Genomic DNA, 24,397 nt, shown 5'->3' on the forward strand with positions numbered 1-24,397 from the left:
ACGGTCAACATCTCCGGCTTCTACGTCGAGAACGCCGGCAAGCTGTACCGCGCCTGCGGCAACTGCACGAACTCCTACCAGCGCAACGTCGTGGTGGACAACATCATCGCGAAGTCCACGAAGGTGATCGCCGGGATCAACATCAACTGGGGCGACACGGCCCGGTTCACCCGGATCACCGTCTACGGCTCGGCGACGATCTGCGACAAGTACAAGGGCGCCCCGAAGGGCAGCGAGCCGACCCACGTCGGCTCCGGCGCGGACGGCGTCAACTGCTTCTACAGCGCGAGCGACATCACGTACCGCTAGCCACCAACCGCACGACGACCCACTTCGACGTGGGGGTGCCGCTGACCGCAGCCTGCGAGTCCAGCGGCACCAGCGGGTTGGTCTCCGGGTAGTACGCGGCGACGCAGCCCTTCGGCGTGTTGTACTCCACGAGCCGGAACCGCGCGGCGCGACGCTCGAGGCCGTCGGAGAACTCCGACACGAGGTCGACCGTGTCCCCGTCGGCGAAGCCGAGCTCGGCCAGGTCGAGCGCGTTGATGAACACGACCCGCCGCCCGGAGCGGATGCCGCGGTACCGGTCGTCCAGGCCGTAGATGGTCGTGTTGAACTGGTCGTGGCTGCGGATCGTCTGCAGCACCAGCCGTCCCGGCGGCACCTCCAGGACCACCAGCGGGCTGACCGTGAACACGGCCTTGCCCTCCGGGGTCGGGAACGTGCGGGAGTCCCGCGGCCCGTGCGGCATCGTGAAGCCGCCGTCGGCGATGCGGGCGTTGTAGTCGGCGCAGCCGGGCACCACGCGGGAGATGCGGTCGCGGATCCGGTCGTAGTCGACGGTGAACGACGCCCACGGGATGCCGTGCCGGTCCCCCAGGACGGCCGCCGCGAGACCGCACACGATGTCGACCTCCGAGCGCAGCAGCGGGCCCGCCGGCGCGGAGCGCCCCCGCGACGCGTGCACCTCCGACATCGAGTCCTCGACGGTGACCCGCTGCACCTTCCCGCCGGTCATGTCCTGCTCGGAGCGGCCGAGCGTCGGCAGGATCAGCGCCGTGCGGCCGGCGGCGACATGGCTGCGGTTGAGCTTCGTGGACACCTGCACGGTGAGCGTCGCGTCCCGCATGGCGGCGGTGGTGACGTCGGTGTCGGACATGGCGGCGACGAAGTTGCCGCCGAGCGCGACGAACACCTTGGCCCGCCGGTCCCGGAACGCCTTCACGGCGTCGACGGCGTCGTGACCGGGAAGGCGCGGCGGCGCGAAGCCGAACTCGGCGCCGAGCGCGTCGAGGAACCAGGCGGGCGGCTTCTCCCAGATGCCCATCGTGCGGTCGCCCTGCACGTTGGAGTGGCCGCGCACCGGGCACAGTCCGGCACCCGGCTTGCCGATGTTGCCCTGCAGCAGCGCGACGTTGACGAACTCCTTGATGGTGGCGACCGCGTTGTGGTGCTGGGTGATGCCCATCGCCCAGCAGTGCACGGTGCGCTTGGAGGCGGCCAGCATCGCCGCGGCGGTCTCGATCTGCGACCAGGTCAGGCCGGTCGCGGCGAGCACCGCGGCGCGGTCGACGGCGCGCGCGTGGCGCTCCCATTCGTCGAAGCCGGTGGTGTACCGGTCGACGAAGTCACGGTCGACCGCCCCGGGCGTCTGCAGGAGCAGGTGGCCGATGGCCTGCCACAGCGCCAGGTCGCCGTTGGAGCGGATCTGCAGCAGCTCGTCGGCGAGCCCGGTGCCACGGCCGGCGAGCCCGCGCGCCTTCTGCGGGTTGTCGAATCGCAGCAGCCCCGCCTCCGGCAGCGGGTTGATCGCCAGGATTCTCGCGCCGTTGCGCTTGGCGGTCTCCAGCGCGGTGAGCATCCGCGGGTGGTTGGTGCCGGGGTTCTGCCCCGACACGACGATGAGCTCCGCCTCGTGCAGGTCCTGCAGCGACACCGACCCCTTGCCGATGCCGATCGTGGCGGCCAGCCCGGCCGACGTCGACTCGTGGCACATGTTGGAGCAGTCGGGCAGGTTGTTGGTGCCATACGCGCGGGCGAAGAGCTGGTAGAGGAACGCCGCCTCGTTGCTGGCCCGGCCGGACGTGTAGAACACCGCCTCGTCGGGGCCGTCCAGGGCGTTGAGGTGGGTGGCGACGAGCGCGAACGCCTCGTCCCAGGAGATCGGCTCGTAGTGGGTGCCGCCGTCGCGGCGGACCATCGGGTGGGTGAGCCGGCCCTGCGCCTCCAGCCAGTGGTCGGTGCGCCCGGCGAGGTCCTCCAGGGAGTGCGCAGCGAAGAACGCGGGCTCGACGGTCTCCCGCACGCCCTCCCACGAGATGGCCTTCGCCCCGTTCTCGCAGAACTCGGCGGTGTGCCGCTTGCCCTGGGGGTCGGGCCACGCGCAGCTCATGCAGTCGACGCCGTCGACCTGGTTGAGCGCGAGCAGGTTGCGGGTCGCCTTGACGATCCCCATCCGCCGCACCGCGTTGGTGACGCTGAGCCGCACCGCCGGCAGCCCCGCCGCGTGGTCGGCGGGCGGCCCGACCCGCAGCCGTTCCTCGGCTTCGTCGATCGGCATCGCGGCGGCTCCAGCAGTAGTTGAGACCCACCGAGCGTAGCCCGTCCCCGGCGCCGCTGTCAGACGCGGAACTGGCCGACCAGGGCGTGCAGCTCGCGACTCATCGCCGACAGCTCCTCCGCGGCGGTGCGGGTCTCCTCGACCCCGCTGGTGGTGATGCGGGCCGCGTCGGAGATGGTGGCGATGTTCGCGGCGATGTCGGCCGAGCCGGCCGCGGCCCGGGAGATGTTGCGGCCGATCTCGGTCGTGGTGGCGTTCTGCTGCTCGACGGCCGCCGCGATGGTGTTCTGGTAGTCGCCGAGCCGCCCGGTGATCTCGACGATCTGGGTGATCGCCTCGGTCGCGGCCATCGTGTCGGCCTGGATGCTCTGTACCTTCGACGCGATGTCGCTGGTCGCCCGGCCGGTCTCCTGGGCGAGGTCCTTCACCTCGGTGGCCACGACGGCGAAGCCCTTGCCGGCCTCGCCGGCCCGGGCCGCCTCGATCGTCGCGTTGAGCGCCAGCAGGTTGGTCTGCGCCGCGATGTCGTTGATGACCGTGACGACGTTGCCGATCTGCTGGCTCGACCCGCTCAGGCGGCCGATCAGGTCGTGCGCCGACTGGGTCAGCTCGGTGGTCTGCCCGCCGATGCGGGCCGCGTCGGCGGCGGTGCCGGCGATCTCCTGGATCGAGGCGCTCATGTGCTCCGCGCCGGTCGCGACGGTGCGGACGTTGTCGGACACCTCGTCGGCCGACGCCACGATCAGCCCGGACCGGGTCGACGTCTGCTGGGCACTGGTCATGATCCGGGTCGAGGTGTCGCTGAGCCGCTCGCTGGCGACCGCGACCGTGGACGCCGACCCGCTGATCGCCCGTACCGTCGCGGCGATCTTCTCCACGAACGTGTTGAACTCGCGGCTCACGGTGGTGAACTCGTCGTTGCCGCTGACCACCAGCCGGTGGGTCAGGTCGCCCTCACCCTCGGCGATGTCCGACAGGCGCTCGTGCAGGGCCCGCAGCGGCCGCAGGATCGAGACCGACAGCGCCAGCGCCATGGCCACGGCCAGCACGAGCGCGACGCTGCCCACGATGTTGGCCAGCCTGCCGGTGCTGCTCGCCGTCGACCGGGCGGACTTCTCGGCGGCGGCCGACCGCTGCTTGGCGCCGGCGAGCAGCTGGTCGACCGGGCCGCTGATGCGCGCGTACACCTCCAGGCCCTCGCCGACGACGAGGTCGTTGGCCGCTTTGACCTGTGCCGGGGTCCCCGCCCGGTACGCCGCGATGACCCGGTCGTCGAGGGCCTTGAAGTCGTCGAACGCCTGGCGGATCGCCCGCACGGCGGCCTGGTCGGTGGCCGGCAGCGGCAGGCTCGCCATCGTGTCCAGCTCGGTGCTGAAGTCCCGCATCGCCTGCAGGAAGGCCGCCCGCGTGTCGGCCGTGTCGTCGGTGCTGCCGGGCTCGCCGCGCTCGACGTCGAACGCGTAGCCGACCTGCCAGCCGGAGATGTCGGTGATGCGGAACTTCAGCTGCTCGGCCGCGTCGAGCTGGGCCTGGGCGGCGGACAGGTGTCCGGCGGTGTCGCGGGTGCCGTGGGAGGCCGAGACCGCCGCGATCCAGATGGCCACCACGCACAGCGCGATGACGAGGAAGCCGATCACCAGCCGCGTGACCACCCGCGTCCGCCGTAGCGCGTCCATGTCTGCCACCCCTCGCCGACCGTTCTCGCGAAGCTCGCACCCCACCGATCGGCGCAACCGTCCCGCTCCTGAGAAATCCCGCGGCGCGCAAAGCCGTCAGGAGCCGCCGGGAGTCGTCAGGCGGCGAAGATCCGGGCGTAGATGGCGTCGATGACGTCGTTCTTCGCCAGGCTGTAGTCGCCGGGCCGGTCCGCGGTCTCGCCGGCCAGGCGCCGCTTCGTGCCGGCGTACAGGTCCCGGTCCGAGGGGTGCTCGCGCAGCCAGTCGCGGAAGAGCAGGTGCCGGATCGGCTCCGGGGCGCCCGGCGGCCACACGTGCAGGTGCACGTCGTCGGCCGCGCTGACCAGCATGCGGTGCCCGTGCCACCACGGCTCGCGCAGCACGAGCCGGTAGCCGAGCGGGGCCAGGACGGGCACGAACGACGACTCGTCGTCGCTGTCGGGCACGGTGAGGTCCACGTCGATGACCGGCTTCGCGGGCAGGCCGGGGACGGCCGTGGAGCCGACGTGCTCGACGGCCAGCACGAGGTCGCCGAGCGCCTCGGTCAGGGCGGCGCGGGTCGTCTCGTACCGCAGCGGCCACGACGGGTCGTAGTCATCGACGACAACGGCGGACCAGCGGCGGGGCGGGTCACCGACCAACCCCGCCGCCAGCTGCTCCGGCGTGCCGTGAAACCGCTCGGTGATGCTCGTCGGATACCTGGCCATCGTTACCTCCTGTAACAGCAAAGTCGGCCAGGATACGACACCTACGCCGGCAGCGGTGCCCCGCTGAGGTCGGCGAGGTGCGCGAGCAGCGCCTCCAGCAGCGCCGCGTCGAGGTGGGCGTCGCTCGGCCGCCAGTCACGGTCGCTGACGTACTGGCCGGTGACCAGCACCTCCGGGTCGGTGCCGGCGGCGAGCCGCACCAGCGCCCGCGCGGCGTCCGCGGGGTCCGTCGGGGCGCTGTCGCCGCCCATCTTGGTGCGCACCCAGCCCGGGTCGAGGGCGTTGCTGTGCGTCTCGGGCCAGCGCCGGGCGATCGCGACGGCCAGCATCAGGTCGAGCAGCTTCGTCGTGGAGTAGGCCGCGAACCCGTTCCAGGGGCGCCGGTCGTACTGCAGGTCGGCCAGGTCGACTGCGCCGTCCGCGGCCATCGCCGACGACACGAACACCAGCCGCTCCGGCCGCGGCAGCAGCGCCGTCAGCAGGTACGGGGCGAGCACGTTCACCTGGAACATCGACTCCAGGCCGTCGCCGGTCACCTCCCGCTCGGTGCTGTCCAGCCGGGCGATCCCGGCGTTGTGCACGACGGCGTCGAGGTGACCGTACCCCGACAGTGACGCGGCCAGGGCCCGGGTGTCGTCGAGCGAGCGCAGGTCGCCGACGACGACCGCGGCCGCGCCGGGCAGCGCGGCCTTCGCGGCGGCGGCGCGCTCCTCGTTGCGGGCGTGCAGGATGACCCGGTGCCCGCCGTCGACGAGCTGGGTCGCGGTGTGCAGGCCGATGCCGTCGGCCGATCCGGTGACAAGAATGGTGCGCAAGTTGAGTCCCTTCCATCGTGTGCCGCACCACGATGGAGCGTCCCGATTGCAGCGCAATTGCAGCCGACTTGCCCCGGTGCACGCGTCGCGCACGCACCGGGGCAAGCGGGTGGCTTCCTAGACCGGGTTCCAGCCGTCGGTGCCGGCCAGGTACTTCTGCGGGGTGTAGTTCGCCGCGGCCGAGTCGCTCAGCTGCGGGCGGTTGCTGTTCGTCCCGGCGCCGGCGCCGGTGTTGCGGTACTCCAGGAACCGCGCGTTCTTCCACGAGTTGCCGGACATGTCGGTCCACGGCTGCGCGGTCTTCATGGTCGCGCTGAGGTTCGACTCGCGGTAGAGCACCTGCGCGGCCGGGCCCCACGGGCGGCCGAGCTGCGTCACGTTGTTCGCGGCGCCGGTGATGGTGCACCGGTAGACGAGGATGCCGTAGGTCTTGGCGGCGTCGGTGTTCGCCGCGGTGATCGGACCGCCGCTGCTGCGCTTCTCGTGGATGGTGCTCGCGTTGAACACCGCAGTCGCGCCGCCGAAGATGAAGTCGACGGTGCCCTCGACGTAGGAGTTCACGTAGTACTGGCGGGAGTTGTTGACCAGCAGCGTGTCCTGGTTGCCGAGGAACCGCACGTTGTCGAACACCGACCGGTCGGCGTTGACGTTCGCCGCGACCGCCTGGCTGCCTTCGCCGTAGTCGTTGGACATGGTCAGGTTCGTCGCGACGAAGTCGTGGCCGTTGACGAAGACCGTGGCGCTGCCGCTCGTACCGTAGCCGCCGGCGCTGCTGTGGTTGTTGACGATGACCGTCGCCGACGCCGACGAACCCAGCCCCTGCAGGGTGACGAAGGGCTTGTTCGACGGGATCGTGACGATCTCGCGGTAGGTGCCGGCCTTGATGGTGATGACCCGGCGGGTGGTGTTGTTCGCCGGCACCGCGTCGACCGCCGCCTGCACGGTGGTGTACTGCCCGGTCCCGTCCTTGGCGACGGTGGCGGGGCCGGTGCCGCCGACGGCGTTGAAGGCCCACTGCTTGTTGCTGTTGGCGGTGCACGTCTCCTGGACCACCGCGGCGCCCGACGCGGTGCTGGCGTCCTTGTCGCTGACGCACAGGCCGCTGTTCACGTTGATGATCTGGAAGGTGCCGGTGCCGGACGCGACGAGTCGCCACTGCTGGTTGGCCTGGCTCGCCACGCACGTGTACTGCTGCAGCTGCACCCCCGAGGCCGTCGACCAGCCCGGCACGTCGACGCACTTGCCGCTGCTCACGTTCACCAGCTGGTAGTCCGAGCCCGCGGCGGTGAGCCTGAACTGCTGCCAGGCCGCGCCGCTCGTGCAGCCCCACTGCTGCAGCAGCGCACCGTTCGCCGTCGACGCCGACGGCACGTCGACACACATGCCGCTCTTCCTGACCGCCAGCTGATAGGTGCCGCCCGTGGGTGGCAGGGTCGCCGCGTCGGACGGCGGCGTCGACACCCCGGTCACCACGGCGGGCACGACGACGGCGAGCGCGGCGTAGAGCAGATGTCGCCTCGACCAACTCGATCTGGACATGAACCCGATCCCTTCTGGTCACGCTGAGCTACGAACCGCCGGGGCGGTCCGGCGGGCACCCAGGTAGATGCGAAGGCGGGGCCGGGCATAACAGGAATCGGGAAGGAAGGCCCGTTACTCGTACAGCGCGGACACCCACAGGTGGGTCAGCGTGTCGACCAGGACCGTCCGGTCGTCGAACGGCGGCACGCCGCACGCCGCCAGGTAGTACAGCCGCTCGCCGGTCCAGGTCAGCGAGGCGGCGAGCGCGCGCACGTCGATGCCCTCCAGCCGGGCCGCGACGGCGGGGTCGGACCGGACGTCGGCCTCGATCCGGGTGGCCGCGACGTCGGTGTACGACGCCATCTGCTCCAGCCACAGCTCGCGCAGTTGCGGGTCGGACGCCCAGCTCTCCACGATCGCGCGCAGGACGGCGGCGTTGGCGAACCACAGCCCGGCACCGGCGTCGACGCCGGCGCGCAGGGTCTCGCGCGGGCCCGCCGCCGCCTCCGACCACCGCCGCGCCGCCTCGTGGCCGGCGCCGACCGCGCGGCGCACCAGCTCGGCCAGCACGGCCTGCTTGCCGGCGAAGTAGAAGTAGAAGCTCGCCCGGGAGACCCCCGCGGCGGTAATGATCTCGGCCACGCTGAGCGTGTCGAAAGTGCGCTCCCGCAGCAGTCCGTGCAGCGAACACCCTGGCCGAGTGGCGCGGCTGGACCCCGTTCGCCGGCCCGCAGGTCCCGTACAGCCTGGTCAACCGCGACGCCGAGCGGGAGCTCCTGCCGATGGCCGACGCCTACGGCCTCACCGTGACCGCCTGGAGCCCGCTCGGCGGCGGCGTGCTGTCCGGCAAGTACACCGCCGGCGCGCCCGCCACCATGAGCCGCCTGAGCCGGGACGCGATCAGCGACCGCGACCTCGGCGTCGCCCAGGCCGTCGGTGCGGTCGCCGGCGAACTGGGCGTCACGCCGGCACAGGTGGCCCTCGCCTGGACCCGCCGGCGCGACGGCGTGCTGCCCATCGTCGGCGCCCGGACCGTCGAGCAGCTGCGCGACAACCTGGGCTGCACCGAGGTCACGCTGCCGCCCGAGCTGGTCAGGCGTCTGGAGGCGGCGACCGGGTTCACCCCCGGCTTCCCGGCCGACTTCATCGACCAGACCCGCTCGTGGGTGCTCGGCGCCGCCGCCGTCTGACCCACCGCGCGCGTCAGCAGTTGCGGCTGGTCCGGTTCTGGGGCGGGGAGACCGGGCCGGCCGTGCGGAGGGGGCCGGTGCCGGCGCTGCCGTCGCTGGTGATGCCCGAGGAGACGCCGTCGAAGACGGACTCGACCTTGTCGGCGTTGCCGCGGGTGTGGCCGGGGTCCCGGGTGTCGTCGTGCTGCTCGTAGTGCAGGTGCTCGATGCTGGTGGAGCCGGTCTTGCCGACGTGGCCGAGCAGCCGGCCCCGCGGCACCACCTGGCCCTGCTTCACCTCCGGCCACGTCTGCAGGTGACCGTACGAGGTGAACCAGCCGCCGCCGTGGTCGATGATCACGCCGAAGCCGAGGCCGCCGCGGGTGCCGACGGTGCCCGGCGCGGCCGGCGCGCCGCCCTCCAGGGTCGCCTGCCAGCCGGCCCAGGCGACGGTGCCGTCGGCCGAGGCGAGGACCGCCCGCCCGCCGCTGGGACCGCCGTTGTAGAAGAAGTCGATGTCGTAGTCGTCGTGGCCCGCATACGTGGTCAGGCTCCACGACTCCCCGCATGGGAACGGCAGCTGGAACGCGGGCCGCGGCCCCGGCTTCTGCGGGTGCCCCTCGGCGCGCCGCGCCAGCGTCACCCAGGACACGATCACGCAGGCCACGATGACGCCCAGCACCGTCAGCCGATAGATCCCCCGCGCGCTCACCGGCACCCAATCTACCCGTTCGCCGCAACGCGGTGTCCCGGGACAACGCGTGAAACGTACACGGTTTGTCCCACCCGGGCGTGACCGCGCCGGCCGCATCCGTACCAGCGCAAACACCGCCACCGCGAGGGCCGCCGCGGGGCTCGTGCGCGTTGACAGCCGTCGACGGCCGAACCTAGTGTCCGGCCCGCCCAGCTCCCATCGATGTCTCGAGGTAGGCCATGAGGAGAAGACTCAGCGTTCTCGGCGGCGCGCTGCTGCTCGCCGTCACCGCGTCGGTGGTGATGTTCATGCAGCCCGCGTCCGCCGCGGTCGGCCTGCACATCAGCGGCCGCAACATCGTGGAGGCCAACGGCCAGAACCTGATCATGCGCGGGGTCAACCACCCGCACGTGTGGTACACCGGCCAGACGTCCTCGTTCGCGGCCATCAAGGCCGCCGGCGCCAACACGATCCGGGTGGTGCTGGGCACCGGCAAGCGCTGGGGCCCCTCCAACGACGTGCCCGCCGTCATCAGCCTGTGCAAGCAGAACAAGCTGATCTGCGTCCTCGAGGTCCACGACACCACCGGCTACGGCGAGGAGGGCGCTGCCGCGTCGCTGGACGAGGCCGCCAACTACTGGATCAGCCAGAAGGCGAACCTGGTCGGCCAGGAGAACTACGTCGTCATCAACATCGGCAACGAGCCGATCGGCAACACCAACCCCGCGCAGTGGACCGCCGCCACCGCCGCCGCGATCCAGAAGCTGCGCAGCAACGGCTTCGAGCACCTCATCATGGTCGACGCCCCGAACTGGGGCCAGGACTGGCAGAACGTCATGCGTGACACGGGTCAGACCGTGCTGGACGCCGACACCAAGCACAACACGGTGCTGTCGATCCACATGTACGCCGTGTACGCCAACGCCGCCACGATCGTCGCCTACTTCGACGCGTTCAAGAACAAGGGCTGGCCGCTCGTCGTCGGCGAGTTCGGCTGGAAGTTCAACTCCGGCGAGGTCGACCACGAGACGATCCTGTCCGAGGCGCAGGCCCGCGGGCTGGGCTGGATCGCCTGGTCGTGGAGCGGCAACAGCGACCCGATCCTCGACATGACGGTCAACTTCAACCCGGCGCAGCTGACCACGTTCGGCGACCGGATCGTCAACGGCGCCAATGGCCTGAAGGCGACCTCCCGCGAGGCGTCGATCTACAGTGGACAGACCACGTCGCCGTCCGCGTCGGTCTCCCCGTCGGGGTCGCGCAGCCCGTCCGCGTCGCCGTCGGCGTCGCGCAGCCCGTCGTCCTCGCCGCCGCCCGGTGGCAAGACCTGCACCGCCGGCTACGCGATCGTCGGCCAGTGGCCCGGCGGGTTCCAGGCCGAGGTCCGTGTCACCGCCGGCGACTCGGCGATCTCCGGATGGACGGTCGGCTGGTCCTACGCCAACGGCCAGACCGTCACGAACGGCTGGAGCGCGACGATCACCAGCTCCGGCGCGGCCGTGACCGCCCGCAACGTCGGTTACAACGGCTCCGTCGGCGCCGGCGCGACCACGTCGTTCGGCTTCCTCGGCACCTGGAACGGCACGAACGCCGTCCCGTCCCCGCTCACCTGCACGGCCAGCTGACCTGTTTCGTTCACCCGCCGGCCGGACCTCCCTGGTCCGGCCGGCGTTCTATGCGCTGATCATCTTCTGTACGGCCTGGCGGGTGACGCCCATCTCGCGGGCGATGTCGGCCTGGGAGTGTCCGTTTCCGATCAGCTGCTGGAGGATCTCGCGACGCTCGGCGGACAGCTGCCGAGCCTTCCTGGCGTGGTGCAGCGCCTCGGCCGCGAGCCTGGCCGCCGGGCTCGCGACCACCCCGGCGGTCCTCGTCGCGGCGGGGCTCGCCCTGTCCGTCGCCGCGCTCAGCGTCCTGCTGCCACCACGGCCGGCCCCGGACAGCACGGCCGGCCGGGCGCGTGACCGGGTGACCACCCGCGGCGCTTGACGGGCGGGGGCGGCGTCCGTGCCCAATACTGACGGAATGGCGAATCCGGATCTTGACCCCGAGGAGTACCCGCCGATCGACCCTCGGGAGCCCGTGCCCGACGACCCGGGTGAGCTGCTGCCCGGGACGCCCGGCGGGCTGCCGGAGGCCCCGGCGGAGCCGATGCCCGGCGACGACGAGGGCGGCGCCGACCCCGGTGGCGTGCGCGAACCCGCGTAAGGGCCGGCGTGACCGGGGCGGCGCGCGCAGGTCCCCCGGCGTGACCGGGAACACGGCTGAGCGGATCACCCGCCGGTGGGACGTACTCTCGACCGGGTGAGCATCGCAACGGCCGTCACCCTCGGCAACCGCTTCGCCCGTGAGCTGCCCGAGATGGCGGTGCCGTGGCAGGCCGAGCATTTCCCCGAGCCGCGGCTGCTCGCGCTCGACGAAGCCCTGGCCGCCGACCTGGGCCTCGACCCGGCGTGGCTGCGCTCACCCGACGGCGTGCGGCTGCTGGTCGGCGCGGCCGTGCCCGACGGCGCCACGCCCGTCGCGCAGGCCTACGCCGGGCACCAGTTCGGCGGGTTCAACCCGCGGCTCGGCGACGGCCGGGCGCTGCTGCTGGGCGAGATCGACACCGGCGGGCGGCTCCGCGACCTGCACCTGAAGGGCTCCGGCAGGACCCCGTTCGCCCGCGGCGGCGACGGGCTCGCCGTGGTCGGGCCGATGCTGCGCGAGCACGTGGTCAGCGGGGCCATGCACGCGCTCGGCATCCCCACGACCCGCTCGCTCGCCGTCACCGCGACCGGCCGCCCCGTCCGCCGGGAGACGATGCTGCCCGGTGCCGTCCTCGCCCGGGTGGCGGCCAGTCACCTGCGGGTGGGCAGCTTCCAGTACGCCACCGTCACCGGCGACGCTGGCCTGCTGCGGCGCCTCGCCGACCACGCGATCGCCCGCCACCACCCGGCCGCGGCCGGCGGCGCCAACCCGCACCTGGCGCTGTTCGAGGCGGTCGTCGCGGCGCAGGCCGCCCTCGTCGCACGGTGGATGCTCGTCGGGTTCGTGCACGGCGTCATGAACACCGACAACATGACGATCTCCGGCGAGACCATCGACTACGGGCCGTGCGCGTTCATGGACGCCTACGACCCGGCGACGGTCTACAGCTCGATCGACCACGGCGGCCGGTACGCCTACGGCAACCAGCCGGTCGTCGCGGAGTGGAACCTCGCACGGCTCGCCGAGGCGATGCTGCCGCTGTTCGACGAGGTGCAGGACCGCGCCGTCGAGCTGGCCGTGGCCGCCCTCGGGGAGTTCCGTCCCCGGCACGACGCCGCCTGGTCCGCCGGCATGCGCGCCAAGCTCGGCCTGCCGGCGGGACTCGCCGACGACGTGGCCGCGCCGCTGGTCGAGGACCTGCTCACGCTGCTGCAGACCAAGGGCGTCGACTACACGTCGGCGTTCCGCGCCCTCGCCGCGGCCGCCCGTGGCGACGCCGGCCGGTTCCGCGGCCTCCTGCCCGACCCCCTCGCCGGCGCCTGGCTGGCACGGTGGCAGGCGCTCGCGCCCGACGCCGACGCGATGGACCGCGTCAACCCGGTCTACATCCCGCGCAACCACCTGGTCGAGGACGCCCTGGCCGCCGCGACCGGCGGGGACCTGGCGCCGCTCACCGAGCTCGTCGAGGTCCTCGCCGACCCGTACACCGAGCGGCCCGGCCTGGAGCGCTACGCCGCTCCCGCGCCCGAGGGCTTCGGCGCCTCGTTCCAGACCTTCTGCGGCACCTGAGCCCTACCGGGCGTGCCAGTCGGCCCGGTGCTCGGCGAGGACGTCGGCGCCGAAGTCCGAGTCGGGGCGGCGCAGCACGGTGTGAGCGTGGTTGAGGTCGTCGGCGGTGTTGTCGTACTCGATGAGCAGGTCGGGGCCCTGCACGCGGTAGTAGTGCCGGCCGGTGCGCCCGGTCGCGCCCTCCCACGCGAACGACAGCCGGTCCCGGTCCACGGCCGGCGCGACGTCCTCCGGCAGCCGGTCCAGGTACACGGCGACGAGCTCGTCCAGCAGCAGCCGCGCCGGATCGGGCAGTTCGACCGCCGGGACGCCTTCCGGCACCGGCGGGACCGCCGCCCGCGGTCCACTGTGGATGTCCGGCGGCGCCGCCGGCCGCAGCACGACGCGCGGCAGGAGGTCCCGCGGGACCGCGTCCAGCACCGCCCGGCCGAGCTCCTCCTCCGGCGCGAGCGGCCGCACCACCGGCCGGCCGCGGTACCAGGTGCCGAGCGGGTTCGCACCGAGGAACACCGGCGCCGGCGAGACCGTGTCGCCGTCGAGCGTCATCGTCACCGACAGGTGATGCCCCTCGAACCGCCACCCCCAGCGCCCCGTGACGTCCGGCGTGCCGAACACGACGATCGTGTAGTCGTTGCTGTGCCGGCCGCGCCGGTACCCTTCCTCGCGGTCGAGCACCTCCTCGAGCGCGAGGATTACGGTCGCCTGCGCGAACGCGTGCGGGCGCAGCCCCGTGGCGAGCAGCCGGTGCGCCGCCTTGCGCCCCTCCGGGTCCAGCGCGCCGAGGCTCACGCCCGGCCGTGGCCGCGGCCGGTACTCGATCCAGCGCCGGTGCGCGTCGTCGTCGAACGACAGCCCCACCTTCGGTGCGAGTGCCAGGAGCGCGGCCGCCTCGGCCCGCATCGCCGCAGCTGTCGTCATGCTCCCGTTGTACCAGCCGCCATCCGCCACGACCTGCGGTGGTGGACACTCAGCCCGTGCGCCGCGACCCCGTCGACGTGCTCGGCCGCACCCCCGTACCCGGCGTTGCGCTCCCACCCGTACTGCGGGAACTCGGCCGAGAGCGCCGCCATGTACAGGTCCCGGTGCGACTTCGCCAGGATCGACGCCGCCGCGACCACCGCGCACCGCGCGTCGCCCTTCACCTCGGTGCGCACCGGCGGGATGCTGCGCTCCGGGCAGAACAGCGTCTCCTCCATCGGGTCGCTGAGGTAGTCGTGCGCGCCGTCGAGAATGATCACGTCGGGGTGCTCCGGCAGCGCCGCGAGGGCCCGCCATCCCGCCTTCCGCAGTGCCGCCGTCACCCCGAGCTCGTCGACCTCCTCGGCGCTGGCCTCCCCCACCGCCCAGTGCCGCACCCACTCCCGCACGACGGGCACCATCCGCTCCCGCTGCGCCTCCGACAGGAACTTCGAGTCGGCCAGCCCTTCCGGCACGGGCGGACAGTCCCCGGCGACCACCGCGATCCCGACGGCGATCGGCCCGGCCCACGCCCCGCGCCCGACCTCGTCCATCCCGGCGACCGTCAGGTGCCCGCGCCCCCACAGCTCGCCCTCCACGTCGAGGGTCGGGGTCACCCTGCGGGTCACTCGTGCGGCCACGGCGCGGCTCCTCGTACGACGGCGATCGGGTGCCCCAGTCAACCAGACGCCCCCTGAGCCACCCGCTGAGCCACCCACGGGCTCCCGCGTCGCTCAGAACGAGGTGCCGAAGCTCCCCGGGCCGAAAGCGTTGCTCGACGGGCCGTAGCTGCGGCCCGGCCGCGACGCGCGCAGCGCCTCGAGCTCACCGGGCCGCCACACGATCGGCTCGACGGCCACGCCGGTCAGCGCGGCCCACGCCCTGACGTCCCCGGCGAGCCGCTCACCGCCGGCCGGGGCCCCGCCGTCCTCGAGCCACTCCTGCATGGCCGTGCCGGTCGCGTCCCGCCAGCCGATCCACAGGTACGGGTCCCGCCCACGCCGCTCCTCGATCATCTTCTGCACCTGCCGGGCCGTCAGCCCGCGGACGACCGCGCCGCGCTCGTCGCCGTCGCCGCGCTCGACGGCGGGCAGCCAGATCAGCACCCGGCGGTGGCCGCCGTGGTCCCCGATCCGGTAGGTCCAGACGGCGCCGGCGACGCCTTCCGCCACGGCCGCCACCCGCTCCGCCCGCAGCCGCGCCGCCCGCTCCCGCTCCTCCCGCGCCCAGCGCTCCCGCCACGCCGCGACGTGGTCGGTGAGGTCGCCGGCCTCGTCCCGGAAGGCGCGGTACGCCGCCCGCACCTCGACCTCCAGCGCCGCCTTCCGCACCTCGTAGTCCCGGTGCATCCGGTCGCGGCGGAGTTCCCACCACAGTCCCTGCCAGGCCTGGTCCGGCCGGTGCAGCTGCCGCCGCGCCGCGCGGTCCCGCTCCTCCACCGACCTCAGGGCGGCGAGCACCGTCTCCGTCGCCGCCCGCCACCGCGCCGCGTCCTCCGCCGGCGCCGGGACCCGCCCGTCGTCGGAGCCGGACGGCCGGTTCCCGGGGCTGACGCAGTACAGCTGCCCGGCCGCCTCGATCTCGGCGTCGTGCAGGTGCAGCACGTACGTCCCGACCGCCATCCTCAGTGTCCGATACCAGACGTCGACGTCCATCGACCCATTCTCGCGGAAGGGCATCGATCGGGGCGAGCGGGTGCCGGTCCCCGCCCGGCTACCTGAGCAGCCGCTCGCCGACCCAGCCGCCGGGGTCGCAGCCGGGCGGGACGGCGAAGACCGCGGACCCGATCGGGGTGATCCACTCGTTCATCAGGTCGGCCTCGGCGAGCCTGCGCTGGAGGGGGACGAACTGCTCGCCGACGTCGCGCTGGAACGAGGCGAAGACGAGCCCGCTGTCGGCGGTGCCGTCCGGGGCGGGCGGCTCGTCGTAGTTGTACGCGCGGCGGAAGATCCGCAGCCGGTCCGAGCCCACCTGGGCGCGGGCGACGTGCGAGAGCTCCGGGATGACCGGGCGCCCGTGCGCGTCCTTCGCGGTGAGGTCCGGCTTGTCCAGCTCGTGCCGCCCGGTGAGGGGCGCGCCGTCGGACAGCCGCCGGCCGACGGCGGACTCCTTGCCGGCGGTGTCGGTGGCGTCCCACGCCTCCAGCTCCGCGCGGATCCGGCGCACCACCACCGTCGTCCCGCCGTGCAGCCAGGCCGGTCCGGCGTCGGTCCAGACCGCGCCCGCGAAGGCCGGGGTGCCCGGAGCCGGGTTGCCGGTGCCGTCGAGCTGGCCGAGGACGTTGCGCTGGGTCACCCCGTCGCCCTGCATGCCGCGGCCGCGGCGGAACCCGCGCTGCACCCATCGTACGGTGGCAAACGACCGCGCGTCCTTCACCAGCATGCGCTGCGCGTGGGCGACGGTCAGCGGGTCGTCGGCGCAGAGCTGCAGCAGCACGTCGCCGCCGCTCCACCGCTCCTGCAGCCGGTCGATGCCGAACGCGGGCAGCTGCTCCAGCGACGCCGGCCGCCGCCCGGCGAGGCCCGCGACGTCGAACAGCCGCGGCCCGAACCCGAACGTGACGGTCAGCCGGGACGGCAGGTGCGCCAGCTCCGGCTGGCCGTCCGCGAGCGGCGCACGGCCCTGCGTCAGCCGAGCCGCGTCGTCGGTGAGCACCAGCATCATCCGGCGCAGCGCCGCCCGGTCCACGCCTTCGGCGAGATCGAGCGCGACGAACGCGGCGTGCGCCTGCGCCGGCGTCTCCACACCCGCCTGGTGCTCGCCGTAGAACGGCACCATCAGCCCGCCGAGCTCCGCGGCCGGCGCGGGCGCCGGGCCGGGCCCGTCGCCGGCGCTGCCGCGCACAGCCGCCACGCCGGCGGCGACCACCCCACCCGCGGTCAGCGCGCCGCCGGCCAGCAGGGCGCGCCTGCTGATCGGCCCTCCGGCCGGCTCCGCCGGAGGGTCGCCCGGTGTGGGCCGCTCCGTCACCGGACGGTGCAGGTGACGCCGTTGCCGGCGACGGTGCGGGAGCCGCTGGGGCCGGGCTGCGGCTGGGTGACGCCGTTGGTGACGTTGTCCTTGACGATACGGGACAGGTCGATGCTGCGGGCGACCTCGAACGTGGCCGCGTGCGCGCCGCCCGCGACACCGACGGAGACCCGCCTGCCGTCGGCGGCGGTCCACACCGCGACGCCGAGCATGCCCGCCGTGGAGTCCGCCGCGCAGGGCCGGTGCCCGGCGGGCGCCCCGCCGAGCACCTCGTCGGGCTGGAGCCGCTCGATCGGGCCGCACACGTCCTGCGGCGCGCCCGCCTCGGACCGTCCGCCCGCCGGGTCGTCGGCGCATCCGGCCGGCACGGCGAGCAGCACGGTGGTGGCGATCGCCGCGAGTCGCTTCAGGGCGGGCTCCTTCGTGGTCACAGTTGATCTGTAACCAGCCGCCCCGATCCTGGTCAATACCCGTGGCGGCGATTCCACCGGCCCGCCGACGCGCACCTGCCCGATCGTCGCGCGCCACCGGCCCGTTCGAGCCCGGACCGCCCGCGTCCGGCCCGGGCGGCCAGGTCCTGCCGGACGGACCTCCGTCGCGCCCGCACGGCGGCCCGGTGTCAGCCGGTGCGGCGGGCACGGGTGCGGCGCAGGGCCAGCCCGCCGAGGACGCCGGCGGTCAGGCCGAGGACGATGGCGACGACGCCGCCGGCGAGGCCGTTGCCGGTGCCCACGCCGCCGTCGGCGGTCGCGACGACGACGGCGCCGAGGACCACCGCGAACGCGCCCAGGACGGGCGCGGCGAAGGTCCAGCGCAGCAGGTTGCCGGGGTCATCGGCGCGCGACGTGCGGTTCAGGGTCGCGGCGCCGATGGCGATGCCGAGCAGGGCGATCACGCCGGCCAGGATCGCCGTGCCGCGGCCGGCGCTCATCATGGCCACGGTGGCCGCCGTTGGGTCGACGGAAGCGAGCATTGGAGGGCTCCTCTCGAGCGCATGTGGGAGGTACATGCGACACGGTAGGAACCGGAGGGGGCCGCGGTCGTCGTGCGCAGGGCGCGACCGGCTACGACCGGCGGCGTAGTCCGCGGAGAGCGGGCTACGGCGGGCGTTGCGCTCAGTGGGCGGCGACGGTCTGTGTGCCGGCGGCCAGCAGTGCGTCGATGGCCTCCGCGGGCTGTGGCTTCGCGAAGTGGTAGCCCTGGCCGTGGGGGTAGCCGAGTTCGCGCAGCCGCTGGGCCTGCGCCGGCGTCTCGATGCCCTCGGCGACGGCGTCGAGACGCAGCGCGCGGGCCATCTGGATGACGGCGGCGGCGACGGTGCGACCGTCCGGGGCCGTACAGGTGCCGGTGAAGGCCCGGTCGAGCTTGATCTCGTCGACGGGGCAGGTCTGCAGGGTGCTGAGGCTGGAGTGGCCGGTGCCGAAGTCGTCGAGCGAGATGCGCACCCCGAGCGCGCGCAGGGCGTGCACGGACTGGACGCAGGAGGGGTGCAGGGTGGCGGTCTCCGTGATCTCGACGGTGAGCCGGTGCGGGGCGAGGCCGGACGCCGTCAGCAGCCGCGCCACCTCGGCGGCGAAGTCGGCCTCCTGCAGCTGGCGGGCCGAGACGTTGACGCTCATCCGTGGGGCGGCGTCGCCGTACAGCTGATGCCAGCGCACCGCCTGACGGCAGGTCTGGGCGAGAATCCACCGGCCGAGGGGCACGATGAGGCCGGACGCCTCGGCCACGGGGATGAAGTCGCCCGGGGAGACCGTGCCGAGGTCCGGGTGCTCCCAGCGGACCAGCGCCTCGACCATGACCGGCACCACGGCCGGGGCCGCGCCCGGGTCAGTGCCCGAGCCCAGGTCCGACGCGGCGGCTGCCCCGGCGAGCGCCACGATCGGCTGGTACACGACGGAGAACCGCTCCTCGTCGATGCCGGTGCGCAGGTCGCGTTCGAGCGTGGCGCGGGCCTGGACCTGGACGTCCAGCGGCGCGGCGTAGTCGACGTGGCGGATGCGGGGGCCGTCGCGGTCGGCCTTCGCCGCGTACATCGCGACGTCGGCTCGGCGCAGCAGCTCCTGGGGCGTGGCGGCGACGGTGCCGAGCGCCACGCCGATGCTGGCGGCCAGCCGCAGCCGGTGGCCGCCGACGTGGACGGGCTCCTCGAAGGCGGCGGCGATGCGGGCGATGACCGCGAGGGCGGCCTCGTCGTCGGCGTGCTCCAGCAGCACCGCGAACTCGTCGCCGCCCAGCCTGGCGACGGTGTCGGCGCGCCGGACCGCGCCGCGGAGGCGGTTGGCGGCGGCGATCAGCAGCGCGTCGCCGACGGCGTGGCCCAGGGTGTCGTTGACGGTCTTGAACTCGTTGAGGTCGATGAGCAGCACGCGGAGCCGCTCGGGCGGGCCGGCGGCGAGCGCCTCGGAGACCCGTTCGCCGAAGAGGCTGCGGTTGGCGAGGTCGGTGAGCGCGTCGTGGCTGGCCTGGTGGCTCAGCCGCTGCTGGAAGTCCCGGGCGTCGGTGATGTCGCGGGAGTTGCAGACGATGCCGGCGACGCCGGGGTCGTGCAGGAGGTTCGCCATCGTGATCTCGGCCCAGCGCCAGCTGCCGTCGGCGTGCGCGAGCCGGGCCTGGAAGACGGCCGGTGTCCCCGGGTCGTCGATGACGCGTTGGTACGCCGTGAGCACGAGGTCCACGTCGTCGACGTAGAGCATGTCGGCGGCGGGCCGGCCCGGCCACTGCTCGGCCGGGAGCCCGAGCAGGCGGGTCGCGCCGGGGCTGACGTAGGTCAGGACGCCGTCGGCGTCGGTGACGGTGATGAGGTCGGAGGCGTTCTGCACCAGGGAGCGGAAGCGGCGCTCCCGGTCGCCGAGCTCGACCATGCCCGCGTCGAGCCGGGCGACAAGCCGGGCGTTGTCCCGGAACGTGAGCATCTGCCGGGCGATGACCAGCACGGCGAGGATCACCACGCCGACGGCGACGCCGAGCCGCTCGCCGGGGTCGTCGGAGGACATGACGAACAGCAGCAGCACGTTGCTGGCGGCGACGGCCACGTACGGCATGACGCTGAACGGCCGGCGGCGCCCTCCCGTGACCGCCGGGTCCGGCGCGGTCCGGCCGCGGCGCTCCAGGCGGGCGGCGAACACGGCGAACAGGCAGCTCAGCGGCACTGCGAGCTGGCTCGGGCTGGGCGCGCCGGGCGGCAGCAGCGCCTCCGGCGCCGACGCGAGCGCACCGACGACGATCGCGAGGCCGAACCACTGCAGCGCGGCCTTGTCGACGGTCGACGTGCCGGTCAGCGCCACCTTCACGATCGCGAACAGCGCCAGCATCGACACGACCAGCGTGACCAGCCCCGTGACGAACGCGGCCTGGTTGCCGCTGTCGCGCTCCAGCGACGGGCGCAGCCAGAACTGCCACAGGAACAGCCCGCCGGCGACGACGACCGTGCACGCGTCGAGCAGGAACGTGACCCGCCGCCGGCCGCGCTCCAGCCCGAGCGGCAGCCGCAGCAGCGCCCACCCTTCCAGCAGCACCGCGACCAGATAGATCGCGCCGTCCACCGGGCCGATGCTGCCCCGCGGCTCGTTGATCGCCTGGATCCCGCGGACCACGGAGCCGACACCCACGAGGAGGGTGCCGGCGCCCATGAACCGCCAGAACCGGGCCGCGGCCGGGTTCACCCGCGGGCCGGTGCCGACGGTCCAGAGCGCGGCGCCGGCCAGCGCGGCGGAGCACAGGTTCGGCACCCAGCCGAGCACCGGGGAGCCGACCGGGCCGTGGACGTTGACCGCGAACCACACCCACGCGATCAGGACAATCCCGGTCTGAAGGGCGATATCGGCGCGAGAGGCCCCGAACACGGCGTCACGGAGCCGCGCCACCGAGCCCGGCCGTCCCGATCCGGTCATGTACCGCCCGTCCCTCTACCAGCCCCGTCCCAGATGCTCATCGACCGCGACCCGCGGGACCTGAGCGCCCACCGCCTGCCGAGGCACCGTACCTGCTCCGCCGCGTGTCCGCGACTATCCGGACGTCCCCGGGAACACCGGGCCGATCAGCATGCCGTTGACGCCGTCCGTCGAGCACACCTTCATCCGCCACGGCACGAACACGGACGCCGTCTCGTCGGGGACATACACCCGGTACCCGGCCGCCTCGACAGGATGGCAGGTGTCCGGGTATGCGCTGGATTGTCCCGTGCGCACCTGGGCGTGGGCGCCCTGCCCCGGAGCGAGGTCGACCCGCACCGGGGCGGTGCCTTCCCGCTTCGCCGGCTCGTTGATCTGGGTGCCGGACGCCCCCGTCACGTATGACACGCCCGGGAACCCGTACAACGAGCACGTCCGGCCGGACGTGTTGGTGAAGACGAGCCATGAGTACACGCCGCCCGCCGCGCCGCCGCCGGGCGCGCTCATGGCGGTCACCCGCAGGTCGCCGGTCCGGCACCGCCCGGTCACCTGCTGCGTCGTCGCGCTCCCGGCGGGTGTGGCGGCCCCGGTGCTGCCTGCCGCCGTCGGCCCTTCCGTCGGCCCTGTCGTCGGCGTTTCCGTCGGCCCTGCGGTCGGTGCCGCGGTCGGCGTCGTCGCGGGCTGGTCCGGCGGCCGGTCCGGGTTCATGACCTGGTGCACGGCGCCCGCGGCGACCGCGACGGCGAGGGTCGCGGCGGCCACCCCGGCGACCGCCCGGCCGGCCCGCCGGCGCCGCGCGGACCGGGCGATGCTCGGATACGCGCCCGGAGGCGGAGCGAGGAGCTCGACCTGCTGCTCGTCCAGCCAGGTCTCGAAACGGTCAGTCATCATTGTCACCCAACTCCACTCGAATGCGCGCCCGCGCCTGAAACAGATCCGACTTGACCGTCCCTTCGGCCCGGCCAACAATCTCCGACACCTCCCGGATCGAGAACCCGGCGAGGTAGTGCAGCAGCACCGCGGTGCGCTGGTGCTCGGGCAGCGGCTCGAGCAGCCCCCGCAGGTCGCTGGCCCGGTCGGGCCGGCCGTCCGGGCCGTGGTGCTGCTCGGCCGCCACGAGGCTCAGCGCGCTGCGCTCCTTGCGGGCCCGCCGCCAGTGGTCCTTCAGCAGATTGACCGCGGTCTTGTACAGGTAGGCGTGCGGCTCCCGCGCCGCCGACCACCGTGACATCAGGCGGGTGAACGCCTCCGCCGCGACGTCGTGCGCCGTGTCGTCGTCGCCGACCTGCCTGCGCACCCATCCCGCGAGCCGCGGATACTCGGCCGCGAAGAACTCCTGCCGGGCGTCCGTCTCGGCCACCGCCGGGCCCGCCTCCCACATCGTCATTGACATCTGTCTCCCCACCATCCGGTCATGCACCCTAAGACGCCGCGATCGCCGTCCGGTTGGAGCGGACTGAGGCGGGAACCCGACAGCGGTGGTCCGGCCGGCACCGCAAACGCCTTTGACCGTGGTGCCGCGGGTGCGGGACCCTCACGGGCGTGCAACGAGTCCTGATCGCCCGCGACCTCATCGCCATGCCCGCACCGGCGCCGCGGACCGCCCCGGCGGCGGCGGTCGCGACTGTGACCGCGAACATCGCCCACTACGGCTTCGCGCTGTCCGCCCGCGCGTACACCATGCTGAGCGCGACAGGCGAGGACGAGCTGCGGCGGTGGTGGGCCGGCGTCGAGCCGGTGCTCGCCGCGCTGACCGGTGACGACAAGCGCATGGCGGACTTCGTCGTCTACAAGAACTTCCCGGCCGAGGTACTCGCCATGGACGAGGCGGAGTACTGGCTGCGGCAGATCCTCATGTACTGGGGGCTGCCCAACGAGCTGGTGACGCAGGAGGAGGCGGACCGGGCGCCGCTGCGGGACCTGCCCGCGCCGCGGGTGCTGCACCCGGCCGACGACGCCACGCTGCCACGGATCCTCGCCGGGCTGCACGCGCTGCCGGCGCGCTGGACCGACGACCAGTGGCGCGACGTCACCGACCTCACCGAGGGGCCGGTCGACCTCGCCGGGGTGTCCTTTGTGGAGAACCGGGTCCGGCTCGCCGTGCGGCTGCTGGAGACCGGCGTCGAGGCGCGCGTATCGACCGCGACCGACGTGCTGCGCCTCGCGGCCGCGCTCTCCGGCGGCGACCCCGGCCTGCGCGCCGCCCAGCGGCTGCGCCGCTTCACGCGGGCGGAGCGGCGGCACCTGCTCGGCATGCTGGAGAGCGCCCCGCACCTGCTCGACGACGTCGCCCGGCGCCGGGAGCCCTTCAAGCGCCTGCTCTTCGCGCTGCACCCCGGCGACTACCGGGCCGCGTTCCCGCGGGTCGTGGCGGCGTACGACGCGCTGTACACGGGCCGACCGGTGCGCGGGTTCGCCTCCGACGTCGAGCGGCTGCTCGCCGCCCGCGACCCGGCCGTGGCGGGCCTGCTCGCCACCCGGCCGGGCGAGTACGCGCGCCGGCTGCGGCAGCTCCTCGTCACGTTCGGCGAGGCGCCCGGCGTCGAGACCGTCGTCCGGGACCTCACAACCCTGCGGCTGCTCCAGCTGCGGCGGCACCTGGAGACCGTCGACGCGCGGCAGTGGCGCATGTTCCCGCCGCGCGGCAACTGGTCGCGGGCGCAGGTCGTCGCGGCCGGCGGGGACCGTCTGCCGGCCGGCCCGCGCGACGCCGTGCTGGCCGCCATCGACGCCGAGCTGACCCGCCGCCTCGCCGGCACCGGACCCGTGGCGCTGGACCCGGCGACGGAGAAGGTGAAGCTGCCGACGAACGACGCCGAGCTCGCACCGTACGGGCGCGGCACCGTCTTCGGCATCCCCGACGGGGTCCGGTTCGTGCGCAGCGCGTCCTACTGGGCGACGGGTCCGACGGTGGGCAACATCTGGTACGACAACAGCTGGAACTTCTTCGACGACGCCTGGCAGCCGGTCGGCGCCTGCTGCTGGGACCACACCCGGTTCGGCGACGCGGCGGTGTTCTCCGGCGACCCGACGAACTCCAAGGACCTCGACGGCCGCGCCTGCCAGCTCATCGACCTCTACCTCGACGAGCTCGCCGCCGCCGGCGTCCGCTACGCGGTGTGGAGCCTGCTGTGCTACTCCCGCCGCTCGTTCGAGTCCGCCAGCGACGTGCACGCCGCGCTGCAGTGGGGTTCGGAGCCGCAGGAGGGCAGGCTGTTCGAGCCGAGCCGCGTCCAGCTGTCGTTCCCGGTCCGCGGTGCCGGGCTGACGAAGTTCGTCGCCCACCTCGACCTGTCCCGCCGCGAGCTCGTCTACCTCGACGCGAACCTGCCCTCCCGCGTCCAGTCGGCGTCGCTCAACGGGGCGCTGCTGGCCGGGACGCTGCCGCCGTACGTCGAGTACCTGGCGAGCCTGCCGAGCGTGCACGACCTGTTCCGGCACGCCCCGGCGGCCGGGGACGGCATGCCGGTCCGCTACGACGACACGGACGCCGCCCTCACCGGCGGCCCCGCCTACGTCTTCCGACCGTCCAACCAGGACAGTCAATTCGATCCCGTGGATCTGGGGCAGGTGCTAGCATCCAAGGGCGAGGCCATGGTGGTCCTTCCTTCTCCTTAAGAATCGCCACGGCGATTTTTGCCAACCAGGGTCACCGCCTTCCTCGCCTTTAACCCTTTGC

At 73.5% G+C, this 24,397-nt stretch carries 23 protein-coding genes; 6 read left to right on the forward strand and 17 right to left on the reverse strand.

The genetic code is table 11. From position 1 onward, the window contains the following. A partial coding sequence (locus tag AB0I21_RS10050) for a pectate lyase (protein ID WP_360559981.1) occupies positions 1-309 on the forward strand: 309 nt, incomplete at its 5' end. Here AB0I21_RS10050 and AB0I21_RS10055 read toward each other — a convergent pair. From AB0I21_RS10055 to AB0I21_RS10080, 6 genes are all read right to left on the reverse strand, one after another. Beyond that, positions 296-2,560: an FdhF/YdeP family oxidoreductase gene (locus AB0I21_RS10055; RefSeq protein ID WP_360559982.1), complete on the reverse strand. Its 2,265-nt coding sequence runs from the start codon at positions 2,558-2,560 to the stop codon at positions 296-298. The two genes, AB0I21_RS10050 and AB0I21_RS10055, sit on opposite strands and share 14 nt — an antisense overlap. Positions 2,561-2,619: 59 nt before the next feature. Next, positions 2,620-4,236, reverse strand: a complete 1,617-nt coding sequence (locus AB0I21_RS10060; protein WP_360559983.1) for a methyl-accepting chemotaxis protein — start codon at positions 4,234-4,236, stop codon at positions 2,620-2,622. Positions 4,237-4,352: 116 nt separating this feature from the next. After that, complete coding sequence (locus AB0I21_RS10065; protein WP_360559984.1) at positions 4,353-4,943, reverse strand: GrpB family protein; 591 nt, start codon at positions 4,941-4,943, stop codon at positions 4,353-4,355. 41 nt (positions 4,944-4,984) lie between these two features. After that, complete coding sequence (locus tag AB0I21_RS10070) at positions 4,985-5,758, reverse strand: SDR family NAD(P)-dependent oxidoreductase (RefSeq protein WP_360559985.1); 774 nt, start codon at positions 5,756-5,758, stop codon at positions 4,985-4,987. A 117-nt stretch (positions 5,759-5,875) separates the two neighbouring features. Then, complete coding sequence (locus tag AB0I21_RS10075; protein WP_360559986.1) at positions 5,876-7,297, reverse strand: pectinesterase family protein; 1,422 nt, start codon at positions 7,295-7,297, stop codon at positions 5,876-5,878. Between the two features lie 114 nt (positions 7,298-7,411). Then, a complete protein-coding gene (locus AB0I21_RS10080) occupies positions 7,412-7,963 on the reverse strand; it encodes a TetR/AcrR family transcriptional regulator (RefSeq protein ID WP_360560123.1) in 552 nt (183 codons plus the stop codon). A gap of 8 nt (positions 7,964-7,971) precedes the next feature. On the opposite strand from AB0I21_RS10080, the gene AB0I21_RS10085 reads away from it, so the two are divergent. Then, positions 7,972-8,469: an aldo/keto reductase gene (locus tag AB0I21_RS10085; RefSeq protein WP_360560124.1), complete on the forward strand. Its 498-nt coding sequence runs from the start codon at positions 7,972-7,974 to the stop codon at positions 8,467-8,469. Positions 8,470-8,482: 13 nt separating this feature from the next. Here the strand turns inward: AB0I21_RS10085 and AB0I21_RS10090 are convergent, their stop codons facing one another. Further along, complete coding sequence (locus AB0I21_RS10090) at positions 8,483-9,160, reverse strand: M23 family metallopeptidase (protein WP_360559987.1); 678 nt, start codon at positions 9,158-9,160, stop codon at positions 8,483-8,485. 221 nt (positions 9,161-9,381) lie between these two features. Between AB0I21_RS10090 and AB0I21_RS10095 the strand changes: the two genes are divergently transcribed. Further along, a complete protein-coding gene (locus AB0I21_RS10095; RefSeq protein ID WP_360559988.1) occupies positions 9,382-10,767 on the forward strand; it encodes a cellulase family glycosylhydrolase in 1,386 nt (461 codons plus the stop codon). Positions 10,768-10,815: 48 nt separating this feature from the next. On the opposite strand, the gene AB0I21_RS10100 is transcribed toward AB0I21_RS10095, so the two are convergent. Then, positions 10,816-11,118, reverse strand: coding sequence for a TrfB-related DNA-binding protein (locus AB0I21_RS10100; RefSeq protein ID WP_360559989.1), 303 nt, complete (start codon positions 11,116-11,118; stop codon positions 10,816-10,818). A 49-nt stretch (positions 11,119-11,167) separates the two neighbouring features. On the opposite strand from AB0I21_RS10100, the gene AB0I21_RS10105 reads away from it, so the two are divergent. After that, positions 11,168-11,350 (forward strand): hypothetical protein, encoded by a 183-nt coding sequence (locus AB0I21_RS10105; protein ID WP_360559990.1) that lies wholly within the window; start codon positions 11,168-11,170, stop codon positions 11,348-11,350. A gap of 96 nt (positions 11,351-11,446) precedes the next feature. Next, positions 11,447-12,901, forward strand: coding sequence for a protein adenylyltransferase SelO family protein (locus AB0I21_RS10110; protein ID WP_360559991.1), 1,455 nt, complete (start codon positions 11,447-11,449; stop codon positions 12,899-12,901). Between the two features lie 3 nt (positions 12,902-12,904). Here AB0I21_RS10110 and AB0I21_RS10115 read toward each other — a convergent pair whose 3' ends face one another. From AB0I21_RS10115 to AB0I21_RS10155, 9 genes are all read right to left on the reverse strand, one after another. Beyond that, entirely contained in the window at positions 12,905-13,801 is an 897-nt protein-coding gene (locus tag AB0I21_RS10115) for a DUF3500 domain-containing protein (protein ID WP_360560126.1), read from the reverse strand. A 14-nt stretch (positions 13,802-13,815) separates the two neighbouring features. Next, complete coding sequence (locus AB0I21_RS10120) at positions 13,816-14,499, reverse strand: ribonuclease HII (protein WP_360559992.1); 684 nt, start codon at positions 14,497-14,499, stop codon at positions 13,816-13,818. A gap of 93 nt (positions 14,500-14,592) precedes the next feature. Continuing rightward, positions 14,593-15,513, reverse strand: coding sequence for a hypothetical protein (locus AB0I21_RS10125; protein WP_360559993.1), 921 nt, complete (start codon positions 15,511-15,513; stop codon positions 14,593-14,595). A 58-nt stretch (positions 15,514-15,571) separates the two neighbouring features. Next, a complete protein-coding gene (locus tag AB0I21_RS10130) occupies positions 15,572-16,774 on the reverse strand; it encodes a Dyp-type peroxidase (protein ID WP_360560128.1) in 1,203 nt (400 codons plus the stop codon). Positions 16,775-16,824: 50 nt separating this feature from the next. Then, the gene (locus AB0I21_RS10135) at positions 16,825-17,259 is read right to left on the reverse strand and encodes a hypothetical protein (protein ID WP_360559994.1); all 435 of its coding nucleotides are present in this window, start codon (positions 17,257-17,259) and stop codon (positions 16,825-16,827) included. A gap of 188 nt (positions 17,260-17,447) precedes the next feature. Then, a complete protein-coding gene (locus AB0I21_RS10140; protein WP_360559995.1) occupies positions 17,448-17,801 on the reverse strand; it encodes a DUF6223 family protein in 354 nt (117 codons plus the stop codon). A gap of 142 nt (positions 17,802-17,943) precedes the next feature. Continuing rightward, entirely contained in the window at positions 17,944-20,610 is a 2,667-nt protein-coding gene (locus AB0I21_RS10145; RefSeq protein ID WP_360559996.1) for an EAL domain-containing protein, read from the reverse strand. 222 nt (positions 20,611-20,832) lie between these two features. Then, on the reverse strand, positions 20,833-21,606 hold the full coding sequence (locus tag AB0I21_RS10150; RefSeq protein WP_360559997.1) for a DUF4232 domain-containing protein: 774 nt from the start codon (positions 21,604-21,606) through the stop codon (positions 20,833-20,835). Beyond that, positions 21,599-22,105, reverse strand: a complete 507-nt coding sequence (locus AB0I21_RS10155; RefSeq protein ID WP_360559998.1) for an RNA polymerase sigma factor — start codon at positions 22,103-22,105, stop codon at positions 21,599-21,601. The genes AB0I21_RS10150 and AB0I21_RS10155 overlap by 8 nt, the downstream gene beginning before the upstream one ends. A 155-nt stretch (positions 22,106-22,260) precedes the next feature. Between AB0I21_RS10155 and AB0I21_RS10160 the strand changes: the two genes are divergently transcribed. After that, a complete protein-coding gene (locus tag AB0I21_RS10160) occupies positions 22,261-24,336 on the forward strand; it encodes a hypothetical protein (protein ID WP_360559999.1) in 2,076 nt (691 codons plus the stop codon). Positions 24,337-24,397: the final 61 nt, after the last annotated feature.

Origin of the sequence: Dactylosporangium sp. NPDC050588 (genome assembly GCF_040654975.1) — a bacterium.
Classification (GTDB): Bacteria; Actinomycetota; Actinomycetes; order Mycobacteriales; family Micromonosporaceae; genus Dactylosporangium; species Dactylosporangium maewongense.

What these genes read in the sequence shown, in the direction of transcription:
- AB0I21_RS10055 (WP_360559982.1), bottom strand. Translation starts at nt 2,560, where the DNA reads ATGCCGATCGACGAAGCCGAGGAACGGCTGCGGGTCGGGCCGCCCGCC.
- AB0I21_RS10060 (WP_360559983.1), bottom strand. Translation starts at nt 4,236, where the DNA reads ATGGACGCGCTACGGCGGACGCGGGTGGTCACGCGGCTGGTGATCGGC.
- AB0I21_RS10065 (WP_360559984.1), bottom strand. Translation starts at nt 4,943, where the DNA reads ATGGCCAGGTATCCGACGAGCATCACCGAGCGGTTTCACGGCACGCCG.
- AB0I21_RS10075 (WP_360559986.1), bottom strand. Translation starts at nt 7,297, where the DNA reads ATGTCCAGATCGAGTTGGTCGAGGCGACATCTGCTCTACGCCGCGCTC.
- AB0I21_RS10095 (WP_360559988.1), top strand. Translation starts at nt 9,382, where the DNA reads ATGAGGAGAAGACTCAGCGTTCTCGGCGGCGCGCTGCTGCTCGCCGTC.
- AB0I21_RS10105 (WP_360559990.1), top strand. Translation starts at nt 11,168, where the DNA reads ATGGCGAATCCGGATCTTGACCCCGAGGAGTACCCGCCGATCGACCCT.
- AB0I21_RS10115 (WP_360560126.1), bottom strand. Translation starts at nt 13,801, where the DNA reads ATGCGGGCCGAGGCGGCCGCGCTCCTGGCACTCGCACCGAAGGTGGGG.
- AB0I21_RS10125 (WP_360559993.1), bottom strand. Translation starts at nt 15,513, where the DNA reads ATGGACGTCGACGTCTGGTATCGGACACTGAGGATGGCGGTCGGGACG.
- AB0I21_RS10140 (WP_360559995.1), bottom strand. Translation starts at nt 17,801, where the DNA reads ATGCTCGCTTCCGTCGACCCAACGGCGGCCACCGTGGCCATGATGAGC.
- AB0I21_RS10150 (WP_360559997.1), bottom strand. Translation starts at nt 21,606, where the DNA reads ATGACTGACCGTTTCGAGACCTGGCTGGACGAGCAGCAGGTCGAGCTC.
- AB0I21_RS10155 (WP_360559998.1), bottom strand. Translation starts at nt 22,105, where the DNA reads ATGACGATGTGGGAGGCGGGCCCGGCGGTGGCCGAGACGGACGCCCGG.